Origin of the sequence: Sinorhizobium terangae (assembly GCF_029714365.1) — a bacterium.
In the GTDB taxonomy this organism is placed as follows: domain Bacteria; phylum Pseudomonadota; class Alphaproteobacteria; order Rhizobiales; family Rhizobiaceae; genus Sinorhizobium; species Sinorhizobium terangae.
In genome coordinates this window covers 785,495-807,476 of the sequence record NZ_CP121659.1, presented here as the reverse complement: position 1 = coordinate 807,476, position 21,982 = coordinate 785,495, and the positions used below count along the sequence as shown (strand labels likewise).

19 protein-coding genes are annotated in these 21,982 nt (G+C 62.3%); 7 read left to right on the top strand and 12 right to left on the bottom strand.

The window, feature by feature from the left end; translation table 11 throughout:
- Window positions 1-21: 21 nt before the first annotated feature.
- Entirely contained in the window at window positions 22-1,590 is a 1,569-nt protein-coding gene (locus tag QA637_RS03800; protein WP_283064864.1) for an MFS transporter, read from the bottom strand.
- Window positions 1,591-1,713: 123 nt separating this feature from the next.
- Window positions 1,714-2,157, bottom strand: a complete 444-nt coding sequence (locus QA637_RS03795) for a MarR family winged helix-turn-helix transcriptional regulator (RefSeq protein ID WP_283063535.1) — start codon at window positions 2,155-2,157, stop codon at window positions 1,714-1,716.
- A 330-nt stretch (window positions 2,158-2,487) separates the two neighbouring features.
- On the opposite strand from QA637_RS03795, the gene QA637_RS03790 reads away from it, so the two are divergent.
- The 6 genes from QA637_RS03790 to QA637_RS03765 all read left to right on the top strand — a co-directional run bounded on the left by QA637_RS03790 (window position 2,488) and on the right by QA637_RS03765 (window position 10,123).
- Window positions 2,488-3,987, top strand: a complete 1,500-nt coding sequence (locus QA637_RS03790; protein WP_153441505.1) for a replicative DNA helicase — start codon at window positions 2,488-2,490, stop codon at window positions 3,985-3,987.
- 311 nt (window positions 3,988-4,298) lie between these two features.
- A complete protein-coding gene (gene alr, locus QA637_RS03785; RefSeq protein WP_283063532.1) occupies window positions 4,299-5,438 on the top strand; it encodes an alanine racemase in 1,140 nt (379 codons plus the stop codon).
- 146 nt (window positions 5,439-5,584) lie between these two features.
- Window positions 5,585-6,991, top strand: coding sequence for a DNA repair protein RadA (gene radA, locus QA637_RS03780; RefSeq protein ID WP_283063531.1), 1,407 nt, complete (start codon window positions 5,585-5,587; stop codon window positions 6,989-6,991).
- Between the two features lie 144 nt (window positions 6,992-7,135).
- Window positions 7,136-7,732, top strand: a complete 597-nt coding sequence (locus tag QA637_RS03775; protein WP_153441508.1) for a CvpA family protein — start codon at window positions 7,136-7,138, stop codon at window positions 7,730-7,732.
- Window positions 7,733-7,880: 148 nt separating this feature from the next.
- Window positions 7,881-9,371: an amidophosphoribosyltransferase gene (gene purF / locus QA637_RS03770; RefSeq protein ID WP_283063530.1), complete on the top strand. Its 1,491-nt coding sequence runs from the start codon at window positions 7,881-7,883 to the stop codon at window positions 9,369-9,371.
- A gap of 11 nt (window positions 9,372-9,382) precedes the next feature.
- Window positions 9,383-10,123, top strand: coding sequence for an SDR family NAD(P)-dependent oxidoreductase (locus tag QA637_RS03765; protein WP_283063529.1), 741 nt, complete (start codon window positions 9,383-9,385; stop codon window positions 10,121-10,123).
- Window positions 10,124-10,224: 101 nt separating this feature from the next.
- On the opposite strand, the gene QA637_RS03760 is transcribed toward QA637_RS03765, so the two are convergent.
- The 4 genes from QA637_RS03760 to QA637_RS03745 all read right to left on the bottom strand — a co-directional run bounded on the left by QA637_RS03760 (window position 10,225) and on the right by QA637_RS03745 (window position 15,748).
- Complete coding sequence (locus QA637_RS03760) at window positions 10,225-11,094, bottom strand: CDP-alcohol phosphatidyltransferase family protein (RefSeq protein WP_283063527.1); 870 nt, start codon at window positions 11,092-11,094, stop codon at window positions 10,225-10,227.
- Window positions 11,095-11,103: 9 nt separating this feature from the next.
- Window positions 11,104-11,802, bottom strand: coding sequence for a phosphatidylserine decarboxylase (locus tag QA637_RS03755; protein WP_283063526.1), 699 nt, complete (start codon window positions 11,800-11,802; stop codon window positions 11,104-11,106).
- Window positions 11,803-11,903: 101 nt separating this feature from the next.
- Complete coding sequence (locus QA637_RS03750) at window positions 11,904-13,796, bottom strand: ABCB family ABC transporter ATP-binding protein/permease (protein ID WP_283063525.1); 1,893 nt, start codon at window positions 13,794-13,796, stop codon at window positions 11,904-11,906.
- Window positions 13,797-14,020: 224 nt separating this feature from the next.
- Window positions 14,021-15,748: a LysM peptidoglycan-binding domain-containing protein gene (locus QA637_RS03745; RefSeq protein WP_283063523.1), complete on the bottom strand. Its 1,728-nt coding sequence runs from the start codon at window positions 15,746-15,748 to the stop codon at window positions 14,021-14,023.
- 251 nt (window positions 15,749-15,999) lie between these two features.
- Between QA637_RS03745 and QA637_RS03740 the strand changes: the two genes are divergently transcribed.
- Window positions 16,000-16,617, top strand: a complete 618-nt coding sequence (locus tag QA637_RS03740) for an LOG family protein (RefSeq protein ID WP_283063521.1) — start codon at window positions 16,000-16,002, stop codon at window positions 16,615-16,617.
- A 94-nt stretch (window positions 16,618-16,711) separates the two neighbouring features.
- Here the strand turns inward: QA637_RS03740 and rarD are convergent, their stop codons facing one another.
- From rarD to QA637_RS03710, 6 genes are all read right to left on the bottom strand, one after another.
- Entirely contained in the window at window positions 16,712-17,650 is a 939-nt protein-coding gene (gene rarD / locus QA637_RS03735) for an EamA family transporter RarD (RefSeq protein WP_283063519.1), read from the bottom strand.
- A 194-nt stretch (window positions 17,651-17,844) separates the two neighbouring features.
- Complete coding sequence (gene cimA / locus QA637_RS03730; protein ID WP_283063517.1) at window positions 17,845-19,461, bottom strand: citramalate synthase; 1,617 nt, start codon at window positions 19,459-19,461, stop codon at window positions 17,845-17,847.
- A 65-nt stretch (window positions 19,462-19,526) separates the two neighbouring features.
- Entirely contained in the window at window positions 19,527-20,489 is a 963-nt protein-coding gene (gene pip, locus QA637_RS03725) for a prolyl aminopeptidase (RefSeq protein ID WP_283063515.1), read from the bottom strand.
- Window positions 20,486-20,986 carry a GFA family protein gene (locus tag QA637_RS03720; protein WP_283063513.1) on the bottom strand — a complete coding sequence of 167 codons (501 nt, stop codon included), beginning with the start codon at window positions 20,984-20,986 and terminating at the stop codon, window positions 20,486-20,488. Before QA637_RS03720 ends, pip begins: the two co-directional genes overlap by 4 nt.
- On the bottom strand, window positions 20,983-21,462 hold the full coding sequence (locus QA637_RS03715; protein ID WP_283063511.1) for a GFA family protein: 480 nt from the start codon (window positions 21,460-21,462) through the stop codon (window positions 20,983-20,985). The genes QA637_RS03720 and QA637_RS03715 overlap by 4 nt, the downstream gene beginning before the upstream one ends.
- Window positions 21,459-21,941, bottom strand: a complete 483-nt coding sequence (locus QA637_RS03710) for a GFA family protein (RefSeq protein WP_153441521.1) — start codon at window positions 21,939-21,941, stop codon at window positions 21,459-21,461. Before QA637_RS03710 ends, QA637_RS03715 begins: the two co-directional genes overlap by 4 nt.
- Between the last annotated feature and the right edge of the window lie 41 nt (window positions 21,942-21,982).

Here is a 21,982-nt window from a genome sequence, read left to right as displayed (position 1 = left end):
GGTGGTGGTCTACTTGGTGTATCAGGATGTGGTCGCCGCCGCTGCAGGGAGGTTGCGTGCGGTGAGCCAATTTAAAGCGATATGGATGATGAGCACGACGAGCGCGCAAAGGGCGAGGATCGCCGTCAGCAGGAACGCGTCGTTATAGGCAAGAATATTGGCCTCGCGCGTAACCGTCTGCCCGAGCAGGGCCACACCCTCCCCGTTGAGCAACGCCTTGTCGCCGATTGCCTTGGCATAGGCGCCCGACAGCTGGGCGAGGCGCTGGGAGACGAGAGGATTGGTGGCAATGATCTCATCGGCGAGGATGTTGGCGTGAAACTTCTCGCGGACCGTGACAAAGGTCCCGAAGGCTGCCGACCCCATCAGGCCGCCGATGCTCTGGGTGAAGAGAAAGACGACGATGAAGCTCACGATGTAGCTCGGTCCCTTGGCCAGCGCCGACCTGAACCCCCGGGCCATTGCCGGCGGCAGGAAAAGCGCCGTGCCGGCTGCTACCAGAGCCTGGCTGAGATACATCTGCTCTGGGCGCGTCAGGCTCGTCGCGTGACTGTCCATGTAGGCACCCGCGGCAAGCAGCGTCAAAGCAAGGACATGGACGGCGTCCGCATACCCGGGCTGCATCAGAGCCGCACACAGCAGCCCGCCGCCGACGGATGCCGCCAGAATGATCCAGTAGAGCGTTGCGAGCTGATCGTACTGCAGGCCGAGCAGCTGGTAGAAGTTGGTAGCAATCGCCGACTGCTCCGACGCCACGAGGCGGAAGATCAGCAGCACTGTGGCAAAATGCAAGATCTCGCGTGACGCGAGCCAGCGCACGTCGATCAACGGCAACTCTCTGTTGAGCTCTATCAGCACGAAAGCGGTGAGAATCACGACCGAGGTCGCAAGCAAGACCCCGAGCCAAGAAGCTTCAAACCACCAGTAAAGCCTTCCCATCGTGAGGACGATCGCGATGCAACCGAATCCGGCGGCGAGCAGCAGATAGCTCACGATATCGGTGCGCTGGATGACCTTGCCATGAGGGACGGGTGTCAGCGGCAAAAGATAGATGATCGGCAATGCGATCAGGGCCAGCGCCATCTCGAGGGTATAGAGACCATGCCACTGGCCGTATTCGATGAGTTCCGGAGAGATCAGCCGCGTAATCGGCGCGGCGAGCGTCGTGCAAGTGAGCGCCAGCGCGAGCCCGACAGTCAGCTTGCGCGCGGGGGGAAAGGCTTCCAGCATGTAGAGGAAGCCTAGCGTCGACATCGGCGCGGCGGCAATGCCGCTGATGAAGCGCACGACAATCGCCGAGTGCAGGTCGGAAACGAAGACATTCAGCAGCGAGACGAAGACGAAACCGACGATGCCGATCTCCGCAAAGCGGCGCAGCCCATACTGTGCGCGGATCTTCACCAGAGCGGCCGAAAGGCTGACATTGGGCGCCATGTAGGCGGCCGACAGCCACGCGGCCTCCACCGACGTTGCCGATAGCGAACCTTGCAACTGCGTGAGATTGGCGAGCGCCAGGTTCATGCCGAGCCCCTGCGTCAGGAACAGGAGCACGGAGCAGGCAATGTAGATGGCCGATTTACCGAGGCCCATCGCCGGAGGCGCAGATGCGGACGCAGCCGGCTCGGGCCGTTCTTCGGCCGGTGTGCCTCTCGTCTCCGGCGGAGTGCCATGATTCTCATCGGCGGTGGGTTTGGCGAGCGCCTGCATCGGTCGTCATACCCTTGCGATCGACTGCACGTTGCTTGCGATCGTTGAGACGACCTTCAGCGCAACAGCGATTTCCTCCGGTTCAAGGCCGTCGAGGACGTCGTTTCGTATGTCGTTCGCAAGGTTCTGGATATCGCGGGCCACGGAGCGACCGAAGTCCGTCATGTGGATCTGCTTGGCGCGGCGGTCGGAGAGCTCCACACGGCGCTCGATGAAGCCTTGCTTTTCCATACCGTCCAGCAGACGCACGATGGTCGGCGTCTCGATCTCGAGTTCGTCCGCCAGCTCCCGCTGGTTGATCCCGTCCTTCTTGGCGAGCATGAACAGCGCACGCGCACGCGGCAGCGTCAGTCCCCGCTCCTTCACCCGTGCGTCGAAGACCGCCCGCAGCTTGCGATTGACCATCGCCAGCGCGTCGAACAATTCGCGGTTTGCGTCTGAATCGCGCATTGGTATCTTTTCCATATTACTAGTATGCTAATTATTTTGCCCCTACTTAATGCAACTGCTGAGTTTTTTCAAGATGGCGAATGATGGGGGCAAGCGACGGCGGGGTGCGAATCAGGTACCTTTGCCTTCGCTCGCGGCGTCAAACAAATTTGCCGGGGATGGAGCGCTTTGTGACGCTTCGCTCCCGCCCCTGTGGATCAGTCGAACAACGGGCAAAGACGATCGGCACGTTTGGATGCCGCGGCACTGTTGCATGCCTACACTAGACTTGCCGCGTGACAGGAAGCAAATCGGGTAACTCACGGGATCACAGGCGGAAACGGAAAGACCATGAACGACGCAGCGCGCAAGCTCGCCCCCTTGGCCAAGGATCAGGCGGACCAGCACTACCGCGAAGCGCCGAACAACCTCGAGGCCGAGCAGGCGCTGCTTGGCGCAATCCTGGTCAACAACGATGCGTTCTACCGGGTTTCCGACTTCCTGAAGCCGGTACATCTGTTCGAGCCATTGCACCGCCGCATCTTCGAGGTTGCCGGCGAGATCATCCGCATGGGCAAGACCGCCAACCCGGTGACGATCAAGACCTTCCTCAAGGCGGACGAAAAAGTCGGCGACCTGACCGTTGCCCAGTACCTCGCGCGCCTTGCCGCCGAGGCCGTTTCGATCATCAATGCCGAGGATTATGGCCGCGCCATCTACGATCTTGCACTCCGCCGATCGCTGATCACCATCGGCGAGGACATGGTCAACATCGCCTATGACGCGCCGCTCGATATGCCGCCGCAGAGCCAGATCGAGGACGCGGAGCGGCGCCTTTTTGAGCTTGCCGAAACAGGACGCTATGACGGCGGCTTTCAGTCGTTCAGCGACGCCGTGACACTCGCCATCGACATGGCCGCGACGGCGAAGGACCGGGACGGCCATCTTTCCGGCATTTCGACCGGCATCCATTCGCTCGATGGAAAGATGGGCGGCCTGCAGCGTTCGGACCTGATCATCCTCGCCGGCCGCCCGGGCATGGGCAAAACATCGCTCGCAACCAACATCGCCTACAACATCGCCGCGGCTTACGAGCCCGAGGTGCAACCCGATGGCTCCTTCAAGGCGAAGAACGGCGGTGTCGTCGGTTTCTATTCGCTCGAAATGTCGTCCGAGCAGCTCGCCACGCGTATCATCTCCGAGCAGACCGAGGTTTCGTCCTCGAAGATCCGCCGTGGCGACATTTCGGAAGCCGATTTCGAGAAGCTCGTCGCCTGCTCGATGATGATGCAGAAGGTGCCACTCTATATCGACCAGACCGGCGGCATCTCGATCGCCCAGCTCGCGGCACGCGCCCGTCGCCTCAAGCGTCAGCGTGGCCTCGACGTACTCGTGGTCGACTACGTCCAGCTCATGACCGGCTCCAAGAAATCAGGCGAGAACCGGGTGCAGGAAATCACCGAAATCACCACCGGCCTCAAGGCGCTCGGCAAGGAGCTGAATGTGCCGATCATCGCGCTCTCACAGCTCTCGCGCGCGGTGGAAAGCCGTGAGGACAAGCGCCCGCAGCTCTCGGACCTGCGTGAATCGGGATCGATCGAGCAGGACGCCGACGTGGTGCTCTTCGTGTTCCGCGAGGAATACTACGTGAAGAACATGGAGCCGCGCGACGAACTCGATCCGAAGTACGAAGAGTGGAAGATGCAGATGGACAAGGTCAAGGGCACGGCCGACGTGATCATCGCCAAGCAGCGCCACGGGCCGACCGGCACGGTGAAGCTCGCCTTCCAATCCGAATACACACGCTTCTCTGACCTGGCGGATCCGTCCTTCACACAGTACGAGCACTGAACCGCGGCTGTTCGCCACGCGTGAACTGCACGCCTCTGCCCCTCATCCCGCTGCCGCGACCTTCTCCCGTCTCGACGGGGAGAAGATGGCGGCAGCCGGATGAGGGGCGGTAAAATCAGCCGACTGGAAGCGAAACACGTTTAATCCGGCAGTCACCCGGCACCAGCCGACTCACGCTGCGATCACCACTCTCGCAGCGACCACAACGACGACGCCTGTCGCAACAGCGGGCATCCCGATCGCACCAGATCGTTTGCGGCCTTCGCTGCCAGGATGTATTGCTGCTGTATCGTCCACTCAGAGCTTCCGGTATGCACGAACCAGAATTCCTCTCCGCCTCCAACAGGCTCACCATCGATCTTGCGGCGCTGGCCGACAATTGGCGCGCCATGAACGAGCGCTCCGGCACGGCTCGCGCGGCCGCCGTTCTGAAGGCAGATGCCTATGGGCTCGGCATTGCGCAGGCGGCCCCTGCCCTTTACGCCGCCGGTGCACGCGACTTCTTCGTCGCCAACGCGGAAGAAGGGGCGGAGCTCCGCCCTTTGGTTCCGGATGGGCGCATCTACATTCTGGCCGGCATGTGGCCAGGCAACGAGGAACTCTTCTTCGACTACGATCTCGTGCCGATCATCAACTCGGATGAACAACTCGCCGTCTTCATGGCGGCGCTTTCCGAACGCGGCGACCACCCTTGCGTGCTTCATGTCGACACCGGCATGAACCGGCTCGGGCTATCGGTAGAGGAAGCCGTCGCGCTTGCCAACGATCCTGCGCGTCCGGCAAGTTTCTCACCCGTGCTGATCATGAGCCATCTTGCCTGCGGTGATGATCCCAAACATCCGATGAACCTTTATCAGCTCGAGCGCTTCCGTGAGGCGGCCGCCGCCTTCGAGGGCGTCCCGGCGAGCCTTGCGAATTCCGGCGGTGTTTTCCTCGGCAAGGACTACCATTTCGACCTCACACGCCCCGGGATTGCAGTTTATGGCGGCGAGGCGGTGAACGGTGCGATCAATCCGATGAAGCCGGTGGTGACCGCCGAAGCGCGCATCATCCAGGTCCGCACAGTCCCCTCCGGCGCAACGGCGAGCTACGGCGCATCGGCACGCTTCGCCCGCGAAAGCCGCATCGCAACGGTCGCGATCGGCTATGCCGACGGATATCACCGCTCGGTATCCGGCGGCGGTGTGACGCTCAGGCAGGCGATGCCTTCCGGCGCCTATGGCTTCCTGCATGGCAGGAAGGTGCCGCATGTCGGCCGGGTCACCATGGACCTCAGCCTGTTCGACGTCACCGACCTGCCGGAAAAGGCCGTCCGCGCCGGCGACTATATCGAGCTCTTCGGCCGCAATGTCGCGATAGACGACGTCGCGCGCGCCGGCGGAACGATCGGTTACGAGCTGCTGACGAGCCTCGGGCATCGCTATCATCGAAGCTATATCGGCGGTGCGTGAACGCGGGGCCATTGCTGCTTCGCCGGACAGTCGCCGAAAAACACCCTTTCGGGCAGCATTTCGCGGCATTATGTGAACAGCGGCAGTGATTCTCGGAATCGCGGCCGTATTCACGCAGCCTCCCGCATATCCGAAAGCTAGTCTCGATGGCGAAAGCCCGCACCCAGTTCATCTGCCAGAATTGCGGCACCGTCCATTCCCGCTGGGCGGGCAAGTGCGACGGCTGCGGCGAGTGGAACACGATCATCGAGGAAGACCCGACGGCGGGCATCGGCGGCGGCCCATCGCGCGCGCCGAAGAAGGGTCGGCCTGTCGCGCTCACCACCCTTTCCGGCGAGATCGAGGACGCGCCGCGTATCCAGACGGGGATATCCGAACTCGACCGCGTCACGGGCGGCGGCTTCGTGCGCGGGTCGGCCTTGATCGTCGGCGGCGATCCCGGCATCGGCAAGTCGACCGTGCTGATGCAGGCGGCAGCGGCCCTTTCCCGCCGCAAGCATCGCGTCATCTATGTCTCGGGCGAGGAGGCCGTCGCCCAGGTGCGTCTGCGTGCCCAGCGGCTCGGGGCGGCCGACAGCGACGTGCTTCTCGCCGCCGAGACCAATGTCGAAGACATCCTGGCGACGCTTGCGGACGGCAAGCGCCCTGATCTCGTCATCATCGATTCGATCCAGACGCTATGGAGCGACATCGTCGATTCGGCGCCCGGGACCGTGACCCAGGTACGAACCGGCGTCCAGGCAATGATCCGCTTCGCCAAGCAGACCGGAACGGCGGTCGTGCTCGTCGGCCATGTGACGAAGGAGGGCCAGATCGCCGGCCCGCGTGTCGTCGAGCACATGGTCGATGCCGTGCTCTATTTCGAGGGCGATCGCGGGCATCACTATCGCATCCTGAGGACGGTCAAGAACCGCTTCGGTCCGACCGACGAGATCGGCGTGTTCGAGATGTCGGACAGGGGCCTGCGCGAAGTCGCCAATCCGTCGGAGTTGTTTCTCGGGGAACGCAACGAGAAGTCGCCGGGAGCCGCCGTCTTTGCCGGCATGGAAGGAACCCGGCCGGTGCTGGTGGAAGTGCAGGCGCTCGTCGCGCCGACGTCGCTTGGAACGCCGCGCCGTGCGGTCGTCGGCTGGGATTCCGCCCGCCTCTCGATGATCCTCGCCGTGCTCGAGGCCCATTGTGGCGTTCGCCTCGGCCAGCACGACGTTTATCTCAATATTGCCGGCGGTTACCGCATTTCCGAGCCTGCCGCCGACCTGGCGGTCGCTTCCGCGCTGGTTTCCTCGCTTGCCGGGCTTGCCCTTCCGGCCGATTGCGTCTATTTCGGCGAAGTCAGCTTGTCGGGTGCCATCCGGCCGGTTGCGCATACCGCCCAACGTCTCAAGGAAGCCGAGAAGCTCGGTTTCTCCCAGGCCGTATTGCCGTCTGCATCGACCGAGCTGCCGAAGAACGGCAACGGCCGCTGGAGCGAAATGGAGAGCCTGCCGGATCTCGTGGCGCGTATCGCCGGATCGCGGAGCGCTCTGAGGCAGACGGAAGGCGAAGACGAATGACCTCGGCGGGGATCGGCAAGAGCATCCGCAGATGCGCGCCTTGACAATTGGTCGTGGAAAGACGTTCTGAGTGCGTGCAGACACGACCGACGGCGGATAAGCTTGGTGTGGCCCGGATCAAGACGGGGTCGGAGTAAGGACAACATGCCCATTACAATTCTCGATGGTATCGTTCTCGGCGTTGCGCTGTTTTCGGCCATCCTCGCCATGGTCCGCGGGTTCTCGCGCGAGGTCCTGTCGGTTGCGAGCTGGGTCGGCGCGGCGGCGGCCGCCTATTTCCTCTATCCCTTCCTGCTGCCCTATGCCTCACAATACACCAGCAGCGACACGGTCGCGATGGCCGGCTCGGCCGCCGTGGTCTTCCTGGTGGCGCTGATCGTCATCTCCTTCATCACGATGCGGATCGCCGATTTCATCATCGACAGCCGCATCGGCGCGCTCGACCGGACCCTTGGCTTCCTGTTCGGCGCCGCCCGCGGCATCCTGCTCGTCGTCGTTGCCATGCTGTTCTTCAACTGGCTGGTGGCACCGCAGCAACAGCCGATCTGGGTTACCCAGGCGAAATCGAAACCGCTGCTTGACAATCTCGGCAACAAGCTGATCGCGCTTTTGCCGGAAGAGGCCGACGCCACGATCCTCGATCGCTTGCGCGGTAAGGACAACACGGGCGAAGGCGAACCGGAAACCCCGCCGGGCCCGGCCGAACAGCCCCCCGTCCAGGATGCGCCGACGAACGGCTGAGATAGAACATCAGTTTCCGACAAGGCCCGCTGCGCGGGCTTTGTCCATTTGGAAATAACGCTTGCTGCTGTTTTCGTTTAAGATCGCTTGAAGACGGGCAGCCTGATCACGATATGCGCACCGGCATGGAGCAAAAGGCGAACTTGTGATGACCGATCTTAGATCCCGTGAAATCCACGACGAACTCGATGGCGACACCCTGCATGAGGAATGCGGTGTCTTCGGCATTCTGGGACATCCGGATGCAGCCACACTGACGGCGCTTGGATTGCACGCGCTCCAGCATCGCGGCCAGGAAGCGGCCGGTATCGTCACCTTCGACGGCAAGCAGTTCTATACCGAAAAGCGCATGGGTCTCGTCGGAGATCACTATACCGACCCCGCCACGCTGGCCAAGCTGCCCGGCTTTATTTCCATCGGGCACACGCGCTACTCGACGACCGGCGAGGTGGCGCTGCGCAACGTCCAGCCGCTCTTTGCCGAACTCGAAGTCGGCGGCATCGCTATCGCCCATAACGGCAACTTCACCAACGGGCTGACGCTGCGTCGCCAGTTGATCGCCGACGGCGCGATATGCCAATCGACCTCGGACACGGAAGTCGTCCTTCACCTCATTGCCCGCTCCAAACAGACCTCCTCCTCCGATCGCTTCATCGACGCCATCCGCCAGATGGAAGGCGGCTATTCGATGCTGGCGATGACGCGCACCAAGCTGATCGCCGCGCGCGACCCGATCGGTATCCGCCCCCTCGTCATGGGCGAACTCGACGGCAAGCCGATCTTCTGCTCGGAAACCTGCGCGCTCGACATCATTGGCGCCAAATACATTCGTGATATCGAGAACGGCGAAGTGGTCATTTGCGAGATTCAGCCGGACGGCTCGATTTCGATCGACGCGCGCAAGCCGGAAGCACCGCAGCCGGAACGCCTCTGCCTCTTCGAATATGTCTACTTTGCACGCCCGGATTCGGTCGTCGGCGGTCGCAGCGTCTATGTGGCGCGCAAAAATATGGGCGTCAATCTCGCCAAGGAATCGCCCGTCGAGGCGGATGTAGTCGTACCTGTGCCCGACGGCGGCACGCCGGCTGCGCTCGGCTATGCACAGCAGAGCGGCATTCCCTTCGAATACGGCATCATCCGCAACCACTATGTCGGACGGACCTTCATCGAGCCGACGCAGCAGATCCGCGCGTTCGGCGTCAAACTGAAGCATTCGGCCAACCGTGCCATGATCAAGGACAAGCGCGTGGTGCTCGTCGATGATTCCATCGTGCGCGGCACGACGTCGGTCAAGATCGTACAGATGATCCGCGACGCCGGCGCACGCGAGGTGCATATCCGTGTTGCTAGCCCGATGATCTTCCATCCGGACTTCTATGGTATCGATACGCCGGACCGCGACAAGTTGCTCGCCAACCAGCATCCCGATCTCGCGTCCATGTGCCGCTTCATCGGCGCTGACTCACTCGAATTCCTGTCGATCGACGGGCTCTACCGGGCTGTCGGGGGTGTAGTGCGCGACCCGCAAGCGCCGCAATTCACCGATCATTATTTCACCGGGGACTACCCGACGCGCCTGCTCGACCAGGATGGCGCAAGCAATGTCCGCAAACTCTCGGTTCTCGCCAGCAACGGATAAAAGACAATCAAATGACGCCCAATCTGAAAGACCGGGTCGCACTGGTCACCGGCGCATCGCGCGGTATCGGCTATTTCACTGCCCTCGAACTGGCTAAGGCTGGCGCGCACGTCATCGCCTGCGCGCGCACGGTCGGTGGCCTCGAGGAACTGGACGATGCCATCAAGGCGGTCGGCGGTTCGGCGACGCTCGTCCCCTTCGATCTCGCGGACATGGCGGCAATCGACAAGCTCGGAGGAGCGATCCACGAGCGTTGGGGCAAACTCGATATCCTCGTTGCCAATGCCGGTGTGCTCGGCACGATTTCGCCAATCGGCCATGTCGAGGCCAAGGTGTTCGAAAAGGTGATGACCATCAACGTCACCGCGACCTGGCGGCTGATCCGGTCGGTTGAGCCGCTGCTCGTCAAATCCGACGCGGGCCGGGCCCTCATGGTCTCATCGGGCGCAGCGCACAAGTGCAAGCCCTTCTGGGGCCCCTACTCCGCCTCCAAGGCGGCCGTCGAGGCGCTGGCACGCACCTGGGCGCACGAAACCCAACGGCTGCCGCTCCGCATTCTCAGCGTCGATCCGGGGCCGACCCGCACGGCAATGCGGGCCCAGGCGGTACCCGGCGAAGATCCGGCAACCGTGCCGCATCCGTCCGAGGTCGCGGCCGCGCTGATTCCGCTTCTCGGGCCAGACCAGACCGAGACCGGCAAACTGTTCCTGGTTCGCGAAAACAGGATCGTCGACTATCGGATGCCGGAATAACCGGAGCAATTCCGGGAAATTCAAGCGAAAAAGAAAGCCACCACGGTCATCCGTGGTGGCTTCTTCTTTTATTACGAGGCCCTTTTTACGAGGCCTTCCTGTCAGTCGTTATCGCCCGGCAGCCCATCGCCCCCCTGCGCCGGGTGTGCCGGCCAGTCGCCATATTTGCGCTGCCAGGAGCGGGCGCCGAACGGCAGGCTGATCAGATAGGCGAGCGCCGTCACCACCATCGTTTCCCATGTATAGGTCATCAGCGTCGCGACATAGAAGACGACGACGAGGATCGCCGGCAGGACGAGATCGCGGCGCACGCGGTTCTCCGACTTGCCGGACCAGACCGGCAGGCGGCTGACCAGAAGGAAGGCGATCAGCACTGTATAGGCCGACGCGATAAGCGCAAACAGCCGATCCGGCGCAAGGCCGAGCAGACCGAGATAGACCGGCAGCAACACCAGCATGGCGCCGGCAGGTGCCGGGACGCCGACGAAGTATTCCGACTGCCAGGATGCCTTGACCTGGCGCTCGGCCATGACGTTGAAGCGTGCCAGCCGCAATCCGGTAGCAATCGCGTAGATCAGGGCGGCGATCCAGCCGATCGACCGCGCCTGATCCAGCACGAAGACATAAAGAACCAGTGCCGGCGCGACGCCGAAATTGATGATGTCCGCGAGTGAATCCATCTGGCCGCCGAAGCTCGACGTCGCCTTGAGCAGCCGCGCGACCCGTCCATCGATACCGTCGAGGAACGCTGCAAACAGCACCATGGCGACGGCCAGTTCGACGCGGTTCTCGAAAGCGAGCCGGATGCCGGAGAGGCCGGCGCAGATCGCGAGCACAGTGATCATGTTGGGGATCATCAGGCGCAGCGGAATTTCGCGCAGGCGCGGCCCGCGCGCCTTGTCGTTCGATCCGTCCGTCTCCGCCGGCGGTTGCACTGTTTCCGTAGGCTTTTCCTGCTGGGGTTCTTCCATGACGGCTCCTTATGCGCGGCGGCTGACAACCGGCCCCTTCGCGGAGCCGAATTCAGCAAGCACCGTTTCGCCGGCGACGGCGGTCTGCCCGACGCTGACGCGCGGCTCGGCTCCTTCCGGCAGAAACACATCAAGCCGGGAACCGAACCGGATGAGACCGAAGCGCTCGCCCGCTTCGAGCGAGGCGTTTTGTGCGGTCCAGCAGAGAATGCGCCGCGCGACCAGGCCGGCAATCTGGACCACGCCGATTTCGCCGTGCTTCGTCTCGATGACGAGGCCGTTGCGTTCGTTTTCGTGGCTGGCCTTGTCGAGCTCGGCGTTTACGAACTTACCGGCCCGATAGGCGATGCGGCGCACGGTTCCGCTCATCGGAGCGCGGTTCACATGGCAATTGAAGACGTTCATGAAAACCGAGATGCGCAGCATGGGCGTCGACCCCAGGCCCAGTTCATCCGGCGGGGTCATCACGGCAATCGAGGAGACACGGCCGTCGGCCGGGCTGATCACGAGGTCGTCGTCGATCGGCGTCATGCGTTCGGGATCGCGGAAGAAGTAGGCGCACCAGGCGGTCAGCAGGAAACCGAGCCACATCAGCGGTTCCCACAGTAAGCCAAGCACCAGCGACACAACGAAGAAGATCGCAATGAAGCGGTAGCCTTCCTTGTGCACCGGAACGAGCGTGTTTCGCACCGTGTTGACCAAGCTCATGAACTCTACTCCAGATTTGACGTGGCATGTGACCTAGCGCGAATCCCGGAGTCCGGCAACGTCGAAAGATTGGTGCCAGGCCGCGCATTCACCGTCCATCGTCACGCGGCTGGTTGGCCACGGTCGATGATGCCCAGATCGTCGCTCTCGCGCACCCGCTTCAGCTGCTCTTCCGCCTGAGTTGCTTCGCGCTGGCGGCTCCACATGGAAGCATAAAGGCCCTCGCGATCGATCAGTTCTCCATGTGTACCGCGCTCGGCGATCACGCCGTCCTTGAGGACGATGATTTCGTCCGCATGGATGACCGTCGACAGGCGGTGGGCGATGACGAGCGTCGTGCGGTTGCGGGACACGATGTCCAGTGCCGCCTGAATTTCCTGTTCCGTCTTGGTATCGAGCGCGGATGTCGCCTCGTCGAGGATCAGGATCGGCGGCGCCTTCAGGATCGTGCGCGCGATCGCCACGCGCTGCTTCTCGCCACCTGAAAGTTTCAGCCCGCGCTCACCCACCATGGCCCGGAAACCGTCCGGAAGACCGCGGATGAACTGCGCAATCTGCGCCGCCTCGGCAGCCGCCTCGACCTCAGAGTCGGATGCTTCGATGCGACCATAGCGGATGTTGTAGGCGATCGTATCGTTGAAGAGCACCGTGTCCTGCGGGACCATACCGATGACCGCGCGCAGGCTTTTCTGCGTCACGTCGCGAACGTCCTGTCCATCTACGGTGATCGACCCATCCTGGACATCGTAGAAGCGGTAAAGCAGCCGCGACAACGTCGACTTGCCTGCCCCGGACGGTCCCACCACCGCCACCGTCTTGCCGGCGGGAACGTCGAAGGAAATGCCCTTGAGGATTGGCCGGGCGGAATCGTAGGCGAAGTGCACGTCCCTGAAGGAGATCGCGCCCTTGTCGATCGTCAGTTCCTTCGCATCCGGCTGATCGACCACTTCTGCCTGAACATCGAGGAGATCGAACATGTGCTCGATGTCGGTCAGGCCCTGGCGGATTTCGCGGTAGACAAAACCGATGAAATTCAGCGGGATGGCAAGCTGGATCAGCATCGCATTGACGAAGACGAAATCACCGATCGTCTGATCGCCGCGCTGCACGGCAAGCGCCGATATCGTCATCATCACCGCGGTACCCGCGCCGAAGATCAGCGCCTGACCGAAGTTCAGCCAGCCGAGCGAAGTCCAGACCTGGGTCGCAGCGCGCTCGTAGCGCTCCATCGATTTGTCGAAGCGCTTCGCCTCCATCTCTTCGTTGCCGAAATACTTGACGGTCTCGAAGTTGAGGAGCGAGTCGATCGCCTTGGTGTTCGCATCGGTGTCGCTGTCGTTCATCGAGCGGCGAATAGCGATGCGCCAGTCGCTGGCGCGCACCGTGAACCAGATGTACAGCCAAACCGTCACGGCCGTCACGAAGAGATAGCTGAAGCCGTAGCCCCACCAGAAGATCACCGCCGTCAGCAGGAATTCGATCAGCGTCGGCACGCTGTTCAGGATGGTAAACCGGACGATCGTCTCGATGCCTTTGGTTCCGCGCTCGATGATGCGCGAAAGCCCGCCCGTGCGCCGCTCGAGATGAAAGCGGAGCGAGAGCTGATGCATGTGGACGAAGGTCCTGTAGGCAAGCTGCCGCACCGCATGCTGGCCGACGCTCGCAAAGAGTGCGTCACGCAGCTGGTTCAGACCCGCCTGCAGCAGACGCGCGAGGTTGTAGGCGAGCACCAGCATGACCGCGCCGGTCAGGAACTGCGGCAGCGAGGCCAGTGCGTCCGGCCTGCTGTTGAGCGCATCGGTGGCCCACTTGAAGAAATAGGGAACGAGAATAAGGACGATCTTCGCGACCACGAGGATCACCGTCGCCCACACCACCCGCAATTTCAGGTCGGCGCGATCGGCCGGCCACATATAGGGCCAGAGGTTCGCGATCGTCTCGAACGGATTGCTCGTATTGGCCGAAACCGTCTTTTTCTGGGTCTGGGGTGCCACGTCTCAGTCCGCTTCCAGTTCTGCTGCATGTTTCCTTAAATCGGAGCCGATTCAAGGATAAAACATGCGGCAATTCAAAGTGCCACAGCGTCGTTTGTGCGTATGGAAAGACGCGCGGCGCTGTAGATCGTCAATGAAAAGCGGCGCCTTTGGGAGACGCCGCGTTTTCTGACAGATAGGTCCGCCTGCTTCTCGCCGCAATGGAATTGCCGGCAAAAGGCAGACTATTCTTCGTGCTTCACGTGCTTGCGGTGAATTTCCCGCGATTCGTCGTCGGACATAGCCTCATCCGGAACACCGAACACCTGGCCCGGACGGATCAAGTCAGGATTTTCGATCTGCTCCCGGTTGGCAAGGTAAATCGTCGTGTAGCGAACCCCTGCCCCGTAGACCCGGCGCGAAATCTGCCAGAGCGTGTCGCCGCGCCGGATGATGACCGAACTCTTGCTCTCCTTGAGCGGAGCCTGCTCGATCGTCGCGGGTTGCTCGGGTGTCTCGACCGGAGCCGCCGCCGCTGCCTGTTCGGAAGCAGGCGCTGCCGCAGCACTGCCGGCACCTTCGGCCACCGGCGGCGCCGCCGGCTTGGCTGCGTCCGCCGCCGTCGTCGTGGCCTCGGGCCTGATAACCGCCTCCGCGACAGCACTCGGCCGCGTCAGCGCAGAGCCTACCGTTGCCTCGACCTTTGCCAGTGCCGCGGCGACGCTTGCCGGGTCCTGCTGTGACGACTTGAGCACCGCCAGCGCATCAGCCGCGGCCTTGGATGCTGCGGCTGCGGCGGTCGCCTGCGCTTGGTCTGCATTGTCCGCCGGCTTGAAGTCGGCGAGCGACTGCAGCGCGATTTCCGTGGCGGAACGGGCCGCGGCAAGCTGCTCGGCGGAGGGCCGTTTGCCATCTGCGAAAAGCCCTTTCAGCAAGGCAATCGCCTTGCTCGCCTCGCTCCGCACGCGATCAAGCCCGTTGCTCGCTTCCCCCGCCTGCGGGCCCGCGACGGCTGCCACCTGACTGCCTGCCGGACGGTCGAAGGGCACCGATGCGCGCATCGCCACCTTGCTTCCGTCCTCGTTCAGCATGTCGGCCCGGATGATGTGGCTGCCGACCGTCAGATCGATCGAGCCATCAACAACGAATTTGCCCTTGTCGTCGGCCTTCATCTCGCCGACGAACTTATCGTCGGCATAGATGCGCACGAGCGCGCCGGGCTTGGCATTGCCGGCAACGTACATCGTCCCGCCCTCGATCTCGACGGCGGTGACCTGAAGACCTGGAACGCCAGCGGGTTTGGCCGGCGTCTCGGGCGCGCCCGCAGGCTCGCTGCCTTGCGCATTCGGCTGCACAGCAGCGCCCACCGGCTTTTCATCGACCTGGGGCGTGGTGATCAGGCGGCTCGCTTCGCCGGGTTTGGACACCATCGCCAGCAATTGGCCGGTCGAGTCCTTCGGGACGGAGACCGTCGCCACTTCTTCGGACGTCTTCGTCGCGCCGCCTGCACCGACACTGCGAAGGGTCAGCTGGTGGTCGCCGGCGACAAGCGGCTTGTCAAAGACGGCGGCGAAATCGCCCGCGGCGCCGACGTCAGTCGTTCCGATAACGGTGTTGCCGCTGAGGATTTCGAGTTTGGTGCCGGGCTGGGCGCGTCCCGCTATGACCGTCGATCCATCGGGTTCGACACGAAGGATGTCGAAGCCCGGGACCGTCCAGTTCGCTGGATTGGAAGCGTCGGCAGTCGCCTTGCCCGCGACGTCCGGCGCAGCCGCCTGACCTTCCGGCGCGGCCGGGGCGGTTTCGACCTTGGCCGCCGGCTTCGTCTCGGCCGGCTGACCGCCACTCGCGGTCGGCCGTGCGGCCTGCTCCTTGTCGTCGTCACGCAGATTTGGCTGGACCACGAAAACCATTAAGGCGGTCGCGGCTGCCAAGACGCTCAGCGCCACCCAACCGGCTTTGTTCTTCATCATGCTACTCTCCACACGGGGCGGAGCAATACAAGGCTCCGCGCATGTCCCTTTTATTGGTCCCCGGCGCGGACATTTTTTTGCCATTATAGCGCAACAGCCGCCCACCCGTCCTAATTCTTCAACGTATTACTGAAATTGCTAACGTTTCCTATAGTTTCATACAAGCGCCCAAGTCTCATGCAGGCCTCATTGCCGCTGCTTTTTCCCTCATTTTTCTTGACCGATGCTGCGCTGCAATGTCTTTTGGCTCCATGACCAAGCAAAACACCCCGATTCGATCGATCTGCGTCTATTGCGGCTCTCAGCCGGGACGGGACGCGGCCCACATCCAGGCGGGTCGCACGCTGGGAAAATCGATCGCCGATCATGGCCTCGGCCTCGTCTATGGCGGCGGCACGCGTGGCATCATGGGCGCGGTGGCAAGCGGCGTGCTTTCGGCGGGCGGCGAGGTTACCGGCATCATTCCGGAATTCCTCATGGACAAGGAAGCAACCCGCCACTCGCTGGGACAGCTCAGCGAACTCGTTGTCACCGCCGACATGCATGAGCGCAAGCACAAGATGTTCGAGCGTGCCGATGCATTCGTGGCGCTTCCAGGCGGCATAGGCACGCTTGAGGAAATCGTCGAGATCATGACCTGGGCACAACTCGGCCGGCACAGAAAGCCGATGGTCTTCGGCAACATCAACAGCTTCTGGAATCCGATGCTGGAACTGTTGCAGCATATGCGCGATCAGGGCTTCGTGCACACGGCCCATCTCGTCCAGCCGCTGGTGATCGACAGGGCCGAAGACATCGTCCCCGCAATTCTTGCCTCGGCCGCCGCGATGGGCCGCGAGGGCGAAGCCGAGATCATTTCCAAGCTCTAAAGCGCGTTTATGTATGTCGTTAACCCAAACCGCTGCTTCAGAAGCGTCGCGGTTCAAGCAACGTTGCGCGTCTGAAAAGACGCGCAGTGCTGTTCTACTCAGCCGGAGCCGGCTGCGCCGCGCGACGGGCTCTGCTTTCGGCGAGCATCGCGCCCGAATAAACAAACAGCGCCGCCCAGATCAACGCAAAGGCGATGAGTTTCGCGGTCCCGAAAGGTTCGTGAAAGACGAAGACAGCGATGACGAAGATCATCGTCGGGGCGATATACTGCATGATGCCGATGGTGGAGAGCCGCAGGAGCTTCGCGCCATTGGCATAGATCATCAGCGGCACGGCCGTGACGATGCCGCAAGAGAGCAGCCACAGGACATCGGCAAGACCGGTATCGCCGAAGTGGCCTTGGCCGGTCGATTCCAGCCAAAGGATGTAGCCGATTGCGGGAATGCTGAGCAGCAGCACCTCGAGAAAGAAACCCTGATTCGGCCCGATCGGCAGCGTCTTGCGGAAGAAGGCGTAGAACCCCCAGGAGATGCAAAGCCCGATCGAGACCCACGGCAGGCCGCCGGCATCGAAGGCGAGCACGGCAACCGCGATGACGGCGAGCGCGATCGCCACCATTTGTGCCGCGTTCGGCCTCTCCTTAAGCAGCACCGCCCCCAGGAAGATCGAAAACAGCGGATTGATATAATAGCCAAGCGCCGTCTCGATCGCCCGGCCGGCACCGATCGCCCAGACATAGATGCCCCAGTTGATCGTGACGAGCACAGCCGTCAGTGTTGCCATTCTCAGCATGCTCGGCGACCTGAGCGCAGTCTTGAGCTCTTGCGTGCGACCGAGCCACACCAGCACGAGGCCCGCAAGCGGGACCGACCAAACGATGCGATGGGCGACGACTTCCGCCGCCGGGATGTGCGCCACCGCCTTCATGAAGAAGGGCAGGAAGCCCCAGAGCAGGTAGGCGGAAAGCGCAAAGGCGAAACCCTTGGCGGAATCGGTATTTTCGGCGGGGGTCTTCGCGTTTGGGTCGGCCATAGTCTTTTTCCTGAAACGTCACCGGAGCCGAACGAAGGTTCGCAATCGCTCCGCCATTGATCAACGGTCTGGCCTCAACGGACCGCCGTTCCTCCAGCGTCCTACTCCAATGAATGGTGATGCACCAATTCATTTCCGTGAAACGAAGAGTGAGAGCCACTTAATATCGCGCGAGAGATAGCCCCCTGCACCCCTTATTCGGCCGCAATCAATCCGATCTGATCGCGGTTCTTAAGCAACTTATAGACGATACTGTCCATAAGCGCCTGGAAGGACGCGTCGATGATGTTGTCGGAAACGCCGACCGTCCACCAGCGCGCGCCGGTGCGGTCGGTCGATTCGATCAGGACGCGCGTGATCGCCTCGGTACCGCCGTTGAGGATACGTACCTTGTAGTCTGCAAGCTCGAGATCGGCGATCTCCGACTGGTATTTGCCGAGATCCTTGCGCAACGCAAGGTCGAGCGCATTGACCGGGCCGTGGCCTTCGGCAACCGACATCATGACTTCCCCATCGACGACGACCTTGACCACCGCTTCCGAGACTGTCTTCAAGTTTCCGTTCGCATCGAAACGCCGTTCGACCATCACGCGGAAGCTCTCGACATGGAAGAAATCGGGAACGGTCCCGAGAATGCGGCTTGCGAGCAGGGCAAAACTCGCATCCGCGCCCTCGTAGGCATAGCCTGTCGCCTCGCGCTCCTTGACGATGGCAATCAGCTTGTCGAGCCTGGGGTCGTCCTTGGCGACACTGATGCCGCGCCGCTTGAGCGCGTTGATGAAATTGGCCTTGCCGCCCTGATCCGAGACCATGACCTTGCGCAGATTGCCGACGCTTTCGGGCGCGACGTGCTCGTAGGTTTTCGGGTCTTTCAACAGGGCTGAAGCGTGGATCCCAGCCTTGGTCGCAAAGGCCGATGCCCCGACATAGGGCGCCTGCGGATCCGGCGAGCGGTTCAAGAGCTCGTCGAACGCATGGGCGAGCGTCGTCAATTCCTGCAGTTTTTCGGAATCGATTCCGGTTTCGAAGCGGCTCGAATAGGTTTCCTTGAGTGCCAGCGTCGCGATCAGTGTCACCAGATTGGCATTGCCGCAGCGTTCGCCGATGCCGTTCAGCGTTCCCTGGATCTGGCGGACACCGGCCTCCACGGCGGCAAGCGAATTCGCCCCCGCCTGGCCGGTGTCATTATGGGCATGGATGCCAAGATTGGCACCGGGCACGCCTCCGGCGATCACGGCGGCAACGATTGCGCGCACCTCCGGCGGCTGCGTACCGCCGTTGGTGTCGCACAGCACGACCCAGCGTGCTCCCGCCTCAAGCGCCGTCCTGGCGCAGGCAAGCGCATAGGCGGGGTTTGCCTTGTAGCCGTCGAAGAAATGCTCGCAATCGACCATGGCCTCGCGGCCGGAGGCGACGACGGCCTCGACCGAGGCGCGGATATTGTCGAGGTTCTCCTCGTTCGAGCAGCCAAGCGCTACCTCGACATGATAGTCCCAGCTCTTGGCAACGAGACAGACCGCATCGCTCTTGGCATCGAGCAAGGCGCGCAGGCCCGGGTCGTTGGAGGCGGAGACGCCGGCGCGCTTGGTCATGCCGAACGCCACAAACGATGCCTTCTGCGTGCGCGTCCGCTTGAAGAACTCGGTGTCCGTCGGGTTGGCACCCGGGTAGCCGCCTTCGACATAGTCGATGCCGAATTCGTCGAGCATGGTCGCAATCGCAATCTTGTCCTCGACGGAAAAATCGATGCCGGGCGTCTGCTGCCCGTCCCGAAGCGTGGTGTCGAAGAGATAGATGCGTTCCGTGGTCATGGCTCAGTTCCAACCTGCTAATAAGTCAGCGCGGCATGCCTGCGAAATCCGCAGGCACTTCCGTGCTATTCCGTCTTGCCTGCAAACTTGTCCGTCGCGCGGATCAGGCAGTCGAGAATGCCCGGCTCCGAATAGGCGTGTCCCGCTCCCTCGATCAGATGGAATTCCGCCTCCGGCCAAGCCTTGTGCAACTGCCAGGCATATTTGGCCGGGCACGGCATGTCGTAGCGGCCGTGCACGATCAGGCCTGGAATTCCTTGGAGCTTGTGTGCGTCGCGCAGCAACTGCCCCTCCTCCAACCAGCCGGCATTGACGAAGAAATGGTTCTCGATCCGGGCAAAGGCGTGCGCATATTCCTCCTGCTCAAAGGGTTTGCTCGTCGCCGGTTCCGGCAATAGCGTGATCGTCTCGCCTTCCCAGATGCTCCAGGCCTTCGCTGCGGCGAGCCGCGTCGCGCGGTCCTCGCTTGTCAGCCGCCGATGATAGGCCAGCATCATCTCATGGCGTTCCTCCGGTGGGATCGGAGCAACGAAGCGTTCCCATTTGTCGGGGAACATTTCCGAGACGCCGAACTGGTAGTACCAGTCGAGCTCGGCCCTGGTCAGCGTATAGATGCCCCTGACAACGAGTTCGGAAACACGGTCCGGGTGCGTTTCGGCATAGGCAAGTGCCAGCGTCGAGCCCCAGGAGCCGCCGAAAACAAGCCAGTGTTCAACGCCGGCCAATTCACGCAGGCGTTCGATATCGGCAACGAGATGCCACGTCGTATTCGCCTCGATCTCCGCATGCGGCGTGGACTTGCCGCAGCCGCGCTGATCGAACAGCGTCACGTCGTAAAGTGCCGGGTCGAAAAGGCGACGATGGTTCGGCGAGATCGTGCCGCCCGGTCCGCCATGCAGGAAAACCGCCGGCTTTACGCCGGGCGTGCCCACGCGTTCCCAATAGATCACATGGCCGTCGCCCACATCGAGGCGACCGGAGGCATAGGGTTCGATTTCCGGATAAAGGGTACGCAATGTAACGGTCACGACAGGTCTTCCTTGGGTGGCCAATGCACGGTGTCGTAGTCGGGATGCTGGCGGTTCGTTTCAAGTACAATCAAGTGACGCTCAGCCGATTCTTCGCTGCCGTCGTCGGTCTCCTTTTCGCGAAGACGCGGCAGATGAGAAAACCAGAACACACGCGACTCGATTCCGGACTGATAGACCGGCTGTACGTCGTCCGGATCGTCGAGCGAGCCGAGCGCGATGTTCAAGAAATCCTCGTTCGGCATGTCGTAGAAGAGCGGTGTGCCGCAGTCGCGGCAAAAGCCGCGCCGGACGAGTTGCGACGACTGGAACCAGGACGGTTGTCCACGGGTAATCAGAAAGTCGTCCCGCTTGATATTGGCGAGCGGCAGGAAGTAGTTGCCCGCCGCCTTCTGGCACATGCGGCAATGGCAAATATGCGGATCGTCGAGCGTACCCTCGGCGCGATAGCGCACCGCGCCGCACTGGCAGCCGCCGGTAAAGATTCGTCTGATCATGACTTCCAGTCCCCTGGGGCCGGCCACTGATCGGTCTCATGGTCAGGGTGCTGGAAAGAAATGATCTGTTCCTGCCTTGCATAATAGTCCGGGTCTTCGTGCACCGGCTGATCGAAAATCGTTTCGACCCAAGGCAGTCGCGAGGCGTAGTTGACCTGGATTTGCGGAGCAAGGTCCGAACGGTCATCAAACGTGCCGATCGCAATTTCGAGGCCGCCCGGATGTCGGTAGGTCAGCGGCGTGCCGCATTTCCGGCAGAAGCCGCGATCGATATTGACGGAGGACTGGAAGTAACTCGGTTCGTCGCGGGTCCACTCGACCCCGTCCTTTGGGGCTGTGACAAGCGCCGAAAAGAACGACCCAAACTGCTTCTGACACATGCGGCAGTGGCAGATCGAGGGGCGGCCGAGCTTTCCATGGATGCGGAAGCGCACGGCTCCGCATTGGCATCCTCCTGTGCGTACGGCATCGGTCATCGCTTTGCCTCCGGTGGCCAGGTTTCGGTGTCGTGATCGGGGTGCTGATACGAAACGAGATCGGCGAGGAACGAGCCCGCTGCCACATCCGCCATCGTATCTTCGCCCGGCAATTCGTGCACCCGGTCGACATAGGGCAGCTTTGCCTCGATACCCCACTGGACCGTCGGCACGATGCCTTGAGGCCTGTCGAAGGCTGCGATCGCCAGTGCCATGCCGTCCGGCGCCTCATAGGTCAGCGGCGTGCCGCAATCACCGCAGAAGCCGCGCCAGACGGCGTTCGACGACTGGAAGCGCCGGCGCTCGCCGCGCGTCCAGGTGACCGTCGCGCCGCGCACGGAGACGAGCGGCAGATAGAAGTTTCCGCTCGCCTTCTGACACATGCGGCAATGGCAAACCGAGGCGTCGCCGAGCTCTCCCTCGACGCGAAAGCGGATCGCGCCACATTGGCATCCGCCCGTATGGATCTCGTCCGTCATGTCGCGCTCCTCTTCCTTCTGCCGGGTCGCCGCCGACCCGG

Excerpts from the sequence above, each read along its gene's own strand:
- QA637_RS03800 (WP_283064864.1), bottom strand. The coding sequence starts at position 1,590 with ATGGGCCTCGGTAAATCGGCCATCTACATTGCCTGCTCCGTGCTCCTG.
- QA637_RS03795 (WP_283063535.1), bottom strand. The coding sequence starts at position 2,157 with ATGCGCGATTCAGACGCAAACCGCGAATTGTTCGACGCGCTGGCGATG.
- QA637_RS03790 (WP_153441505.1), top strand. The coding sequence starts at position 2,488 with ATGAACGACGCAGCGCGCAAGCTCGCCCCCTTGGCCAAGGATCAGGCG.
- alr (WP_283063532.1), top strand. The coding sequence starts at position 4,299 with ATGCACGAACCAGAATTCCTCTCCGCCTCCAACAGGCTCACCATCGAT.
- radA (WP_283063531.1), top strand. The coding sequence starts at position 5,585 with ATGGCGAAAGCCCGCACCCAGTTCATCTGCCAGAATTGCGGCACCGTC.
- QA637_RS03775 (WP_153441508.1), top strand. The coding sequence starts at position 7,136 with ATGCCCATTACAATTCTCGATGGTATCGTTCTCGGCGTTGCGCTGTTT.
- purF (WP_283063530.1), top strand. The coding sequence starts at position 7,881 with ATGACCGATCTTAGATCCCGTGAAATCCACGACGAACTCGATGGCGAC.
- QA637_RS03765 (WP_283063529.1), top strand. The coding sequence starts at position 9,383 with ATGACGCCCAATCTGAAAGACCGGGTCGCACTGGTCACCGGCGCATCG.
- QA637_RS03760 (WP_283063527.1), bottom strand. The coding sequence starts at position 11,094 with ATGGAAGAACCCCAGCAGGAAAAGCCTACGGAAACAGTGCAACCGCCG.
- QA637_RS03755 (WP_283063526.1), bottom strand. The coding sequence starts at position 11,802 with ATGAGCTTGGTCAACACGGTGCGAAACACGCTCGTTCCGGTGCACAAG.
- QA637_RS03745 (WP_283063523.1), bottom strand. The coding sequence starts at position 15,748 with ATGATGAAGAACAAAGCCGGTTGGGTGGCGCTGAGCGTCTTGGCAGCC.
- QA637_RS03740 (WP_283063521.1), top strand. The coding sequence starts at position 16,000 with ATGACCAAGCAAAACACCCCGATTCGATCGATCTGCGTCTATTGCGGC.
- rarD (WP_283063519.1), bottom strand. The coding sequence starts at position 17,650 with ATGGCCGACCCAAACGCGAAGACCCCCGCCGAAAATACCGATTCCGCC.
- cimA (WP_283063517.1), bottom strand. The coding sequence starts at position 19,461 with ATGACCACGGAACGCATCTATCTCTTCGACACCACGCTTCGGGACGGG.
- QA637_RS03720 (WP_283063513.1), bottom strand. The coding sequence starts at position 20,986 with ATGATCAGACGAATCTTTACCGGCGGCTGCCAGTGCGGCGCGGTGCGC.
- QA637_RS03715 (WP_283063511.1), bottom strand. The coding sequence starts at position 21,462 with ATGACCGATGCCGTACGCACAGGAGGATGCCAATGCGGAGCCGTGCGC.
- QA637_RS03710 (WP_153441521.1), bottom strand. The coding sequence starts at position 21,941 with ATGACGGACGAGATCCATACGGGCGGATGCCAATGTGGCGCGATCCGC.